This window comes from Modestobacter altitudinis, assembly GCF_005930475.1.
Classification (GTDB): domain Bacteria; phylum Actinomycetota; class Actinomycetes; order Mycobacteriales; family Geodermatophilaceae; genus Modestobacter; species Modestobacter altitudinis.
In genome coordinates this window covers 19605-31375 of record NZ_SJEW01000060.1, presented here as the reverse complement: position 1 = coordinate 31375, position 11771 = coordinate 19605, and the positions used below count along the sequence as shown (strand labels likewise).

The following is an 11771-nucleotide window of genomic DNA, read 5'->3' as shown; positions in this document are numbered from 1 at the left end:
CCCCTGACCCCGAGCGCTCCCCCGCCCGCCTCGCCGAGCGGGTCGGCCTGCGCGGCCGGCTGCTGGTGGCGATCCTGCTGGTCGCCCTCACCACCGTCGCCGTCGGCGCAGTCGGCATCGCCCGGATGTCGCACCTGGCCACGCAGGCCGACGAGGTCTACAGCGACGGCGCGGTGCCGCTGGACGGGCTCCGCCAGCTCCAGGCCGACTGGTGGACGCTCAGCGCGCACACCGCCCGGGCCGCGATCGTCGCGCTGCCGCCGGCCACCATCGCCAACGAGCAGCAGGCCGCCGCCGCTGCCGCGCAGGAGCTGACCGCGGACCAGGCCGCCGTCGCCGACATGCCGCTCTCCCCGGACGCGCAGGCCGCCTTCACCGAGTTCTCGGACTCGGTGACCAGCTACCTCGCCGCACTGGGCCAGCTGCAGGCCGGTGCCGACCCCGCGCAGAGCCCCGCACTGCTGCAGGCCATGGACGTCGCCGAGGCCACCATCGAGAGCTCGATCGTGACCGCGACCGACGCCGCCTCGGTGAGCGCCGAGACCACCGTGCAGGAGGCCCGGGACGCCTACTCCTCGGCCCGCACCCTCACCATCGCGATCGTCCTCGTCGGCCTGGCGGTGTCGGTCGTCCTCGCGCTGCTCATCGTCCGGTCGGTCATGCGGCCGGTCGGGCGGATCAAGGACGTGCTGGACCGGGTGGCCGGCGGCGACCTCAGCGCGCGGGCCGGGGAGACCGGCGGCGCGGAGCTCAACGACGTCGCCCGCTCGCTCGACGGCACCCTGGTGGCGCTGAGCAGCGTGCTGAGCCTGGTCGGCGACTCCGCCGGCCGGCTGGCCGTGGCCTCGCAGGCGCTGAACACCGGCGCCGCCGGGATGGCCGACAGCGCCCGCGCCGCCACCGGTCAGGCCGACGTCGTCGTCGCCTCGGCCGGGGAGGTCGCCTTCAGCGTGGACACCGTGGCCACCGGCTCGCAGCAGATGGAGGCAGCGATCCGGGAGATCTCGCAGAACGCCAGCGAGGCCTCCCGGGTGGCGGGCCAGGCCGTGAGCGTCGCGGAGAACACCACCCGCACCGTCGGCAAGCTGGGCGACTCGTCGCAGGAGATCGCGACCGTGGTGAAGCTGATCAACGGGATCGCCGAGCAGACCAACCTGCTGGCGCTCAACGCGACCATCGAGGCAGCCCGCGCCGGGGAGGCCGGCAAGGGCTTCGCCGTCGTGGCCAGCGAGGTCAAGGAGCTGGCGCAGGAGACGGCGCGGGCCACCGAGGACATCTCCCAGCGGGTCGAGGCCATCCAGGCCGACACCGCGGGCGCCGTCGCGGCGATCGGTGAGATCAGCACCGTCATCGGCCAGATCAACGACTACCAGGCCACCATCGCCGCCGCGGTGGAGGAGCAGACCGCGACGACCAACGAGATGAACCGCAACGTGGCCGAGGCCGCCAGCAGCTCCCGCAGCATCGCGACGGCGATCTCCGGGCTGGCCGCGGGCACGCAGCAGACCAACCAGGGCGTGGCCGAGGCCCAGCGCTCGGCGGCCGACCTGGCCCGGATGAGCGACGAACTGCAGGACGCCGTCCGCCGCTTCACGGTGTGAGGACCCCGTCCTCCTCACCCTTCACGAGCTCAGGGCGAGCCTCTGGACGGGGCCAGGTGGGGGGCAGCGGGGTCCTTCACTCGGACTGGAGTCGCTGGCGCCGGGCTGCTGCCCGGCGCCAGCGCGGGTCGTGCACCGGGAGGTCGGCCACCAGCCGGTCGTGGGCCTCGAGGTCGTTGCGGCCCAGCGGGTGCGCGGTGAACGCCTGGAGCAGCTCCAGCTCACCGGTGGCGAGCACGGCGCGACGCAGCCCGGCCACCAGCTCGTCGCGCAGCTCCCGGATCGCCGGGGCGTCCGACCCGGGCAGCAGCGGCCCGGGGCAGGCGGCCAGTGCCGCCTCGGCGCGGCCGGCCTGCAGCGCGGCCTGCACCTGCGCGACGTCGCTGACCACGGTGGGCACCAGCCGGTAGGGCCGGGTCTGCAGCAGCTCCGGGCCGATCAGGGCGCGCAGCCGGCGCACCTCCCCGCGCACCGTCGTCTGGTTCCCGGCGTCGCCGTACACGAGGTGGGCGAGCCGCTCGCCGGTCAGGCCAGCGGGGTGCAGCGCGAGGACGGTGAGCACCTCGGCCAGCCGCAGCGTCAGCGGCACCGCCCGTCCGTTGACTGCCACGTTCGGCACCCCGTTGCCGAGCAGTCGGAGGGCCAGCCGGGGCAGCGGGCCGCGCGGTGTGCTGGCGGTCGGGGTGACGACGTGCAGCAGGGAGGCGCCGTCGAGCGGCTCGACCACCACCTCGCGGCCGTTGACCTGCACCGGGCGGTCGACCGCGGGCAGCGGGACGCGGTCGGGCCACCAGCCCCAGGGCTGCCCGGCGAGCACCCGGCCGGTGGGGCCGACCAGCGCCCCGGGCGTGCCACCGAGCCCGGTGAGGTGTGGCAGCAGCCGCATCCGCAGCTGCTCGTCGGCGACGGCCAGCCGGACCCGCAGCTCGGCCTCGGCGAGCCGGGCGGTGGCCGACACCAGCTGCAGCAGCGCCGGGTGCACGGTGTGCAGCGGGCCGCTGACGTCGACCGCGCCCAGGATCGCGCCGGTCTCGGGGTCGTGCACGGGGGCGGCCACGCAGGTCCAGCCGTGGTAGGTCCGGACCAGGTGCTCCGCGGAGTGGATCTGGACCGGCGCGTCGACCGCCAGCGCGGTGCCCATCGCGTTGGTCCCGATGGCGCTCTCGCTCCACCGCGCCCCCGGGACCAGCCCCACCCCGTCGGCGTGCGACAGCACCGCTGCGGCACCGTCCCGCCACAGGATGTGCCCGTCGGCGTCGGTCACCAGCATGACGTGCATCGCGTCGTCGGCGATGCCGCCCAGCGTGCTGCGCAGCACCGGCAGGCAGGCGCTGAGCGGGTGCGCCGCCCGCAGGTCGGGCAGCTGGTCGGCGGCGAACACCACCGGCGGGGTCCGGTGGTCGGGGTCGACGTGCGCGGCGAGGCTGCGCCGCCAGGACTCCGAGACGACCGGGCGCGGTGCCCGCCGGCTCGGGCGGTCGCCGAGCACCGCGTCGAAGACCTCGGCCAGCTCACGGGCGTGCGCCCGCTGGTCACCGAGGGCCTCGGGCGCCGGGGAGCCCCTGTGCCGTACCCGCTCTGCTGACATCGTCGTCCGGCGCCTCGTCGCGGCGCCGCCTCTCCGAGGTGGATCCTGGCCCAGCCACGCCGCTCACGGCAACCGGCTGCGCCCGGTCAGTCGCCGAGCGCCGCAGCCGCTGCGGTGGCCACCTCGACGTCCTGGGCCACCGAGCCGGCGCTCACGCCCACCGCACCGACGAGCTCGCCGTCGCGGTGCAGCGGGACACCGCCGCCGAAGGCGACCATGCCGCCGGCGGTGTGCTCGAGGCCGTAGAGCTCGGCGCCGGGCTGGACCAGGTCGGTCAGCGCCGCCGTGGGAGCGTTCATCAGCACCGACGTCACCGCCTTGCGGGTGGAGATGTCGATGCTCGCCCGGATCGCGCCGTCCATCCGGCCGAAGGCCACCAGGTGCCCGCCGTCGTCGACGATCGCGATGTTCATCGGCTGGCCGATCTCGTCGGCCTTCGCGATGCCGGCGTCCAGGATCCGACGCGCCTGCTCGTGGCTCACAGAGGTGCTCATGGCGGCAGCAAACCGCGTGGTCGGGGCCGCGGACAAGGCCTGCGGCACATCGACCCGACGGCAGGCAACGAACAGGCAACGTGACCCGTGTCACGGTGACCTCGACCGTCGAGACACCGAGGGAGCTCTCCGCATGACTGCGCTGACCCGGGACGACTACCCGCTGTCGATCAACCGGCCGGACCTGCTGCACACCCCGACCGGGAAGCCGATCACGGCGCTGACGATGGACGCCGTCGTCTCCGGTGAGCTGTCCGCCGAGGACCTCCGCATCTCGCCGGAGACGCTGATGCTGCAGGCCGAGCTCGCCGAGGCGAGCGGCCGGCCCCAGCTGGCCGGCAACTTCCGCCGGGCCGCGGAGATGACCGCGATCCCCGACGCCGAGGTGCTCGCCATGTACAACGCGCTCCGGCCGCGGGCCTCCACCGGGGCTGCGCTGGCCGAGCTGGCCGACCGGTTGGAGACCACCTACTCGGCGCCGGTCTGCGCGGCGCTGGTCCGCGAGGCCGCCGAGGTGTACGAGCGACGTGACCTGCTCGCCCGCCCGACCGGCGACGACGACTGAGGAGAGACCCGATGACCAGCACCGCGCCCCGGCAGTCCACCGGGCACCAGCAGTCCTTGCGGACCGAGATCCTCGAGGCCCGTGCCGTCAACCTGGACGGGTTCGTCGAGGAGTGGCCCGAGAAGGGCCTCGTCGCCATGGAGAGCGACTTCGACCCCGTACCCAGCGTGCGGGTCGAGGACGGCCGCATCGTGGAGCTCGACGGCAAGCTGCGCGACGACTTCGACTTCATGGACACCTTCATCGCCAACCACGCGATCGACGTGGCCTCCGCCGAGGAGTCCAACGCCCTCCCCTCGGCCCAGGTCGCGCGCATGCTGATCGACCCGGGCGTCTCCCGGGACGAGGTGCTCGCGGTGACCCGGGGGCTCACCCCGGCGAAGGTCCTCGACGTGGTCAAGCTGATGAACGTCGTCGAGATCATGCAGGGCATGCAGAAGATGCGCGCCCGGCGGACCCCGGCGAACCAGGGGCACTCGACCAGCGCGCGGGACAACCCCATCCAGGTCGCCGCCGACGCCGCCGAGGGCGCGCTGCGCGGGTTCGCGGAGCTGGAGACGACGCTCGGTGTGCTGCGGTACGCCCCGCTGGTGGCCATCGCGCTGCAGGTGGGCGCCCAGGTCGGCCGGGGCGGCGTGCTCACCCAGTGCGCGCTGGAGGAGGCCACCGAGCTCGAGCTGGGCATGCGCGGCATCACGGCCTACGCCGAGACCATCTCGATCTACGGCACCGAGTCGGTGTTCATCGACGGGGACGACACCCCGTGGTCCAAGGCGTTCCTGGCCGGGGCCTACGCATCCCGGGGGATCAAGATGCGCTTCACCTCGGGCACCGGGTCGGAGGTGCAGATGGGCAACGCCGAGGGCAAGTCCATGCTGTACCTGGAGATCCGCTGCATCCTGATGGCCAAGGGAGCCGGGGTCCAGGGGCTGCAGAACGGCTCGATCAGCTGCATCGGCGTGCCTGGTGCGGTGCCCGGCGGGCTGCGCGCGGTGGCCGCGGAGAACCTGGTGGCCAGCATGGTCGACCTGGAGTGCGCGTCGGGCAACGACCAGTCGTTCTCGCACTCGGCGATGCGCCGGACCGCCCGGGCGATGCCGCAACTGCTGCCCGGCACCGACTTCGTGTGCTCCGGGTACTCCTCGGTCCCGAACGCGGACAACATGTTCGCCGGCTCGAACTTCGACACCGAGGACTTCGACGACTGGAACACCATCCAGCGCGACTTCCAGGTCGACGGGGGCCTCCGGCACGTCCGCGAGGACGAGATCCTGCAGGCGCGCGAGAAGGCGGCCCGGGCCCTGCAGGCGGTCTTCGCCCACCTGGACCTGCCGCCGATCACCGACGACGAGGTCGTGGCGGCCACCTACGCCAACTCCTCGAACGACTACCCGTTCCGCGACGTGCTCTCGGACCTGAAGGGCGCGCAGTCGGTGATGGAGCGCGGGATCACCGGGCTGGAGCTGGTGAAGGCGCTCGAGTCCTCCGGGTTCCACGACGTCGCGGAGAACCTGCTGACCGTCCTGCGCCAGCGGGTGTCGGGGGACCTGCTGCAGACCTCCGCCATCCTGACCGCCGACTTCGTGCCGCTGTCGGCGATCAACGACCCCAACGACTACGCCGGTCCGGGCACCGGCTACCGGCTCGAGGGCGAGCGCTGGGAGCAGCTGAAGAAGCTGCGTCACGTCACGTCCTCGACGAACCCCGAGACCGAGGTGGGCTGAGCCATGACGACCCCGACGACGACGGCCCCGCCCGAGCGCACCGTCACCCTCCGGGAGATCGGGCCGGCCCGACGCGGTAGCCGACCGGACGAGGTCGTCGTGGCCCTGTCCCCGGCGTTCGCCGGTCACTTCAGCAAGACCATCGTCGACGTCCCGCACGCCGAGGTGCTGCGCCAGCTGATGGCCGGCATCGAGGAGCAGGGGGTGACCGCCCGGCTGATCCGGGTCCGGGACACCGCGGACCTGGCGGCCATCTCGCACATCGCGGCGAGGCTGTCGGGGTCGGGCATCTCGGTGGGGATGCTGTCCCGCGGGACGACGATGATCCACCAGAAGGACCTCGCTCGGCTGAGCAACCTGGAGCTGTTCCCCCAGTCGCCACTGCTGGACGCACCGGTGTTCCGCATGATCGGCTCCAACGCCGCGCAGTACGCCAAGGGGGAGTCGCCCCAGCCGGTGCCCACCCGCAACGACCAGATGGCGCGCCCCCGGTGGCAGGCCAAGGCCGCGCTGCTGCACCTGAAGGAGTTCGAGTGCATCGAGGCCGACCGCGGGCCGGTGGAGGTCGAGGCCGTCTTCGGACCGGGCACCGCTGGCTGAGGTGAGCACGCGGGACGACGGACCCACGGGGACCCGGCTGGTCGTCGGCGTCGACATCGGCAACTCCACGACCGAGGCGTGCCTGGCGGAGGTCGCACCCGACGGGTCCGTCTCCTACCTCGGCACCGACCTCACCCGGACCACCGGCGTCAAGGGCACCCCCGCCAACACGGCGGGTGCCCTGACGGCGATCCGGGGCGCGCTCGCGCGGGGTGGTCGGGGCGCGGACCGGGTGGCCACCGTCCTGCTGAACGAGGCGACGCCGGTGATCAGCGGCCTGGCGATGGAGACGATCACCGAGACGATCATCACCGAGTCGACGATGATCGGCCACAACCCGACCACCCCGGGCGGAGAGGGCCTCGGGGTGGGCACGACCGTGTCGATCACCGGGCTCGGAACGGCCGAGCCCGGGCAGCCGGTGGTCTGCGTGGTGCCGCCCGGCTGGGACTTCGACGACGCCGCGGCGGCCATCAACACCGCGGTCGCCGGCGGTGCCGAGGTGGTGGCCGCGATCTTGGCCGGGGACGACGCCGTCCTGGTCACCAACCGGCTGACCCGGCCGGTGCCCGTCGTCGACGAGGTCGCTGCCGTGGAGAAGGTCCCGCTGGGGATGCTGGCCGCCGTGGAGGTCGCCCCGCCGGGCCGCACCATCCGGACCCTGTCGAACTCCTACGGCCTGGCCACGGTCTTCGAGCTGGACCCGGCGCAGACCCGGCAGGTCTCCCCGGTGGCTCGCGCGCTGACCGGCAACCGCTCGGCGGTGGTGGTCCGCACCCCGTCCGGGGACGTCACCGACCGGCGGATCCCGGTGGGCGAGCTGGTGCTGCGCGGTGCGGGCAAGACGCTGCGGGTGGACGTCGACGCAGGGGCGGAGGCGATCATGGAGGCGGTCGCCCGGGCGCAACCGCTCGACGACGCGCACGGTGAACCGGGGACCCACGTCGGCGGGATGCTGGCCCAGGTCCGCGACACCATGGCCGACGTCATGGACACCCCGGGGCAGCCTGCGGTCCCGGTGTCCGAGATCGCCATCCGGGACGTGCTCGCCGTCGACACGTTCGTGCCGGCGGAGGTGCGCGGCGGGCTGGCCGGGGAGGTCGCCCTCGAGAACGCCGTCGCGCTGGCGGCGATGGTGCGCACCAGCCGCAGCCGCATGCAGCTGGTGGCCGACCTCGTCTCCGAGGGTCTCGGCGCCGCTGCCGTGATCGGCGGGGTCGAGGGGGAGATGGCCGTCAACGGTGCGCTGACCACGCCGGGCGTCGACCGGCCGGTCGCCGTCCTGGACCTGGGCGGCGGCTCGACCGACGCCGCGCTGCTCACCCGCGAGGGCGAGTGCACCGCCGTGCACGTCGCCGGAGCCGGCGAGCTGGTCACCAAGCTGATCGACTCCGAGCTGGCGCTGGGTGACCGGGAGGTCGCCGAGGGCGTCAAGCGGTTCCCGCTGGCGAAGGTCGAGAGCTTCTTCCACGTCCGGCACGAGGACGGCACGGTGCAGTTCTTCGATCAGCCGTTGCCGCCGCACGTGTACGCACGGGTGGTGGTGCTGAGCCCCGAGGGACCGGCGCCGGTGCCCACCCGGCACGGCCTCGACCACGTCCGCCGGCTGCGCCGGGAGGCCAAGCGGCGGGTGTTCGTGGTCAACGCCCTGCGGGCGCTCCGGCAGGTGGCCCCGGGCGGCAACATCCGGGCGCTGGAGTTCGTCGTCCTGCTCGGCGGCTCGGCGCTCGACTTCGAGATCCCGGACATGATCGCCGACGCGCTCGCGCCGTACGGGATCGTCTGCGGCACGGGCAACGTGCTGGGCACCGAGGGGCCGCGCAACGCGGTCGCCTCCGGCCTGGTCCGGGCCTACGCCGCCGAACCGGTGCGGTCCGGGCCGGCAGCCCCGGTCCGGTGAGCAGGACGGACGAGCCGCCGGCGGTGCTGGTGTACCGGCACCCGGGCGCCCCGCCGGCGGTGGTGCGCGAGGTGTGCGCCGGCGTGGAGGAGGAGGGCGTGCCGGCCGAGGTGGTGGACGCCCCGGACGGGCTGACCGCCACCGGGCTGGCGCACGCCGCGGCGCAGGCCTCCCGGCTCGAGGTCGGGATCGGCGTGGACGCGGCCGGGGCGGCCGCCGTCCACCACGGCAAGCTCCCGCTGGACCACCCCCCGGCGACGCTGGGCGCCGACGCTCCCGCGCCGGACCGGCGGCGGATCGGCCGGACCGGCGCGCGGGTGGTGAAGAACCTCCCGCTCGGCTGAGCCGGGGTCAGAGGTACTGGCCGCCGCCGTGCCGCGCCTCGGGCTGGCCCTGGTCCGACGAACCCGCCGGCAGCGCCCGGCGGCGCATCTCCTCCAGCTGCGCGCGGGCAGCCATCTGCTGGGCGAACAGCGCCGTTTGGATGCCGTGGAACACGCCCTCCAGCCAGCCGACCAGCTGCGCCTGCGCGATCCGCAGCTCGGCGTCCGAGGGCGTCTCCTCCTCGTTGAACGGCAACGTGATCCGCTCCAGCTCCTCGCGCAGCTCCGGCGCGAGCCCCTGTTCCAGCTCCCGGATCGAGGAGGCGTGGATGTCGCGGAGCCGGTTGCGGCTGGCGTCGTCCAGCGGCGCCGCCCGCACCTCCTCCAGCAGCTGCTTGATCATCGTACCGATCCGCATGACCTTGGCAGGCTGCTCGACGAGGTCGCCGATGCCGGTCGGCCCGCCGTCCGCGGCGTCGCCCTGCGGCATGGCCATCGCGCCGACCGGCTGACCGTCGGGACCGACGACGAGGACCTGCTGCGGGTGCTGCTCACCGGGACGGGGTGCTGTCATGCCCCCATCCTGCCCCGGCCCGCGCGGAGGGCGGCGGCCCGCCCGGCCGCGCCCGCGCCCGCGCCGGGCGACCCAGGGGGACTGACTACGCTCCCGGCATGTCGTCGGGGGCGGGCCAGCTGGACGTGGCTCGCGTCCGGGGGCTGTTCCCGGGGCTGTCCGACGGGCTGGTGCACACCGACGGCCCGGGCGGCGCGCTCGTGCCGGAGTCCGTGGTGCGCGCGGTGTCCCAGGCCATGCGGGTGCCGATCGCCGACCGCGGCGCGGTGTTCGCCTCCTCCGCCCGCGCCGAGCAGCTGGTCTCCGGTGCACGCACGGCCGTCGCCGACCTGGTGGGCGCCGTACCGGCCGGCGTCGTGCTCGGCGCCAACGTGACCTCGCTGACCTACGCGGTGGCCCGCGCGCTGGGCAAGCACTGGCGGCGCGGCGACGAGCTGGTGGTCAGCCGGCTGGACCACGACGCCAACATCCGGCCCTGGCTGCAGATCGCCGACGAGATCGGCATGGTCGTCCGCTGGGCCGAGGTCGACATCGAGACCGGGGAGCTGCCGGACTGGCAGTACGACGAGCTGCTCACCGACCGCACCCGGCTGGTGGCGGTGACCGCGGCCAGCAACGCGATCGGCACCTGCCCCGACGTCACCGCGATCGGCCTGCGGGCCCACCGGGCCGGCGCCCTGGTCTACGTCGACGCCGCGCACGCCGCGCCGCACATGCTGCTGGACATCACCCGGCTGGAGGCCGACTTCGTGGCGCTGTCTGCCTACAAGTGGGGCGGTCCGCACGTGGGCGCGGTGGTCGCCCACCCCGGGCTGCTCGACGAGCTGCGGCCGGACAAGCTGGTGCCCGCACCCGACCGGGTGCCCGACCGGTTCGAGCAGGGCTCCCCGCCCTACGAGCTGTACGCCGGCGTCGCCGCCTCGGTCGACCACCTCGCGGCGCTGTGCCCGGAGACCCCGGGCACCCGCCGGGAGCGGCTGGCGGTCTCGCTGTCCGCCGTCGGCCGCTACGAGGACGCGCTGTTCGACCGGCTGGACCGGGCGCTGCGCTCGATGGCCCACGTCCAGGTGCTGGGCTCGCCGCAGTACCGCACCCCGACGCTGTCGTTCACCCTGCCGCGGATGCGCCCCCGCCAGGTCGCCCGCGAGCTGGCCCGGCGCGGGGTCTGCGCCTGGGACGGCGACTTCTACTCCCGCGAGCTCTTCGACGCGATCGGGGCCAACGACGACGGCGGCGCCGTCCGGCTCGGGCTGATGCACTACAACACGGTCGACGAGGTCGACCACGTCATCGACAGCGTCGCCGCCCTGCGGTGACGTGGAGTCCCAGCGCATCATCTCCCGAGCGCTGGGACTCCGCTCAGGCGTCGGGCAGCAGCAGGACCTTGCCGATGTGGTCGCTGGCCTCGACGAGGGCGTGGGCGTCGGCGGCGCGGGACATCGGCAGCCGGCGGTCCACCACCGGCCGGACGACGCCGCGCTCGACGTCGGGCCAGACGTCGTGCCGCACCGCGGCGACGATCTCCGACTTGCCGCCGGGGCCGGTCGCCGGGCGGGAGCGCAGCGTCGTCGCGGCCACCGACGCGCGCTTGCGCATGAGCTTGCCGAGGTCGAGCTCGGCCCGGGTGCCGCCCTGCATGCCGATGCCCACCAGCCGCCCACCGGTGGCCAGCACGTCGACGTTCCGGGCCAGGTAGGCAGCACCCATGATGTCCAGGACGACGTCCGCCCCGTGCCCGTCGGTGGCGTCCCGCACCACCTGCACGAAGTCCTCCTCCCGGTAGTTGACGGTGATCTCGGCGCCCAGCTCGCGGCAGAAGGCGAGCTTCGCGGCGCTGCCGGCGGTGGTCGCCACCCGCGCGCCGGCCCGGGCGGCCAGCTGGACGGCCATCGTGCCGATCCCGCTGCCGCCGCCGTGCACCAGGAAGACCTCCCCGGCGCGCAGCCCGGCGAGCATGAACACGTTGGACCACACGGTGCACACGACCTCCGGCAGCGCCGCCGCGGTGGCCAGCTCCACGCCGGCGGGGCGGGGGAGCAGCTGCCCGGCCGGGACGGCGACCCGCTCGGCGTAGCCACCGCCGGCCAGCAGCGCGCACACCTCGTCCCCGACCGACCAGCCGGGAACACCCTCGCCGACCTCGCTGATGACGCCGCTGCACTCCAGGCCCAGGACCTCCGAGGCGCCCGGCGGCGGCGGGTAGTGCCCCTGCCGCTGCAGCAGGTCGGCGCGGTTCACCGCGGCGGCGACCACGTCGACGAGCACCTCCCCCGGACCGCACACCGGGTCGGGCACCTCGCCCCAGCCGAGGACCTCGGGGCCGCCGGGCTCGCTGATCGTCACTGCACGCATGGCCCGACCCTAGGAGGACCTCGTCCTCCCCACCCGTCCGCAGGTTCAGG

General features: G+C 74.3%; 11 protein-coding genes. 7 read left to right on the top strand and 4 right to left on the bottom strand.

The window, feature by feature from the left end; all coding sequences use genetic code 11:
* Positions 1-1601: methyl-accepting chemotaxis protein (locus FHL79_RS18910; RefSeq protein ID WP_138760125.1), on the top strand; the 1601-nt coding region annotated here is incomplete at its 5' end.
* 76 nt (positions 1602-1677) lie between these two features.
* Here FHL79_RS18910 and FHL79_RS18905 read toward each other — a convergent pair.
* Both FHL79_RS18905 and FHL79_RS18900 read right to left on the bottom strand, forming a co-directional pair.
* On the bottom strand, positions 1678-3189 hold the full coding sequence (locus FHL79_RS18905; RefSeq protein WP_138760124.1) for a helix-turn-helix domain-containing protein: 1512 nt from the start codon (positions 3187-3189) through the stop codon (positions 1678-1680).
* A gap of 86 nt (positions 3190-3275) precedes the next feature.
* Positions 3276-3683: a GlcG/HbpS family heme-binding protein gene (locus FHL79_RS18900; protein ID WP_138760123.1), complete on the bottom strand. Its 408-nt coding sequence runs from the start codon at positions 3681-3683 to the stop codon at positions 3276-3278.
* A 133-nt stretch (positions 3684-3816) separates the two neighbouring features.
* Here FHL79_RS18900 and FHL79_RS18895 point away from each other — a divergent pair, with 133 nt between their 5' ends.
* The 5 genes from FHL79_RS18895 to FHL79_RS18875 are packed head-to-tail and all read left to right on the top strand — an operon-like array spanning position 3817 to position 8816.
* Entirely contained in the window at positions 3817-4248 is a 432-nt protein-coding gene (locus FHL79_RS18895; RefSeq protein ID WP_138760122.1) for a diol dehydratase small subunit, read from the top strand.
* An 11-nt stretch (positions 4249-4259) separates the two neighbouring features.
* Positions 4260-5972, top strand: coding sequence for a propanediol/glycerol family dehydratase large subunit (locus FHL79_RS18890; RefSeq protein ID WP_138760121.1), 1713 nt, complete (start codon positions 4260-4262; stop codon positions 5970-5972).
* A 3-nt stretch (positions 5973-5975) separates the two neighbouring features.
* A complete protein-coding gene (locus FHL79_RS18885; protein WP_138760120.1) occupies positions 5976-6572 on the top strand; it encodes a propanediol/glycerol family dehydratase medium subunit in 597 nt (198 codons plus the stop codon).
* 1 nt (position 6573) lies between these two features.
* Positions 6574-8472 carry a diol dehydratase reactivase subunit alpha gene (locus FHL79_RS18880; RefSeq protein ID WP_138760119.1) on the top strand — a complete coding sequence of 633 codons (1899 nt, stop codon included), beginning with the start codon at positions 6574-6576 and terminating at the stop codon, positions 8470-8472.
* On the top strand, positions 8469-8816 hold the full coding sequence (locus FHL79_RS18875; RefSeq protein ID WP_138760118.1) for a glycerol dehydratase reactivase beta/small subunit family protein: 348 nt from the start codon (positions 8469-8471) through the stop codon (positions 8814-8816). The genes FHL79_RS18880 and FHL79_RS18875 overlap by 4 nt, the downstream gene beginning before the upstream one ends.
* 7 nt (positions 8817-8823) lie before the next feature.
* Here the strand turns inward: FHL79_RS18875 and FHL79_RS18870 are convergent, their stop codons facing one another.
* A complete protein-coding gene (locus FHL79_RS18870; protein ID WP_138760117.1) occupies positions 8824-9369 on the bottom strand; it encodes a bacterial proteasome activator family protein in 546 nt (181 codons plus the stop codon).
* Positions 9370-9467: 98 nt separating this feature from the next.
* Here FHL79_RS18870 and FHL79_RS18865 point away from each other — a divergent pair, with 98 nt between their 5' ends.
* On the top strand, positions 9468-10685 hold the full coding sequence (locus FHL79_RS18865) for a cysteine desulfurase-like protein (RefSeq protein WP_138760116.1): 1218 nt from the start codon (positions 9468-9470) through the stop codon (positions 10683-10685).
* 43 nt (positions 10686-10728) lie between these two features.
* Here FHL79_RS18865 and FHL79_RS18860 read toward each other — a convergent pair whose 3' ends face one another.
* On the bottom strand, positions 10729-11721 hold the full coding sequence (locus FHL79_RS18860) for an NAD(P)H-quinone oxidoreductase (RefSeq protein WP_138760115.1): 993 nt from the start codon (positions 11719-11721) through the stop codon (positions 10729-10731).
* Positions 11722-11771 lie beyond the last annotated feature (50 nt).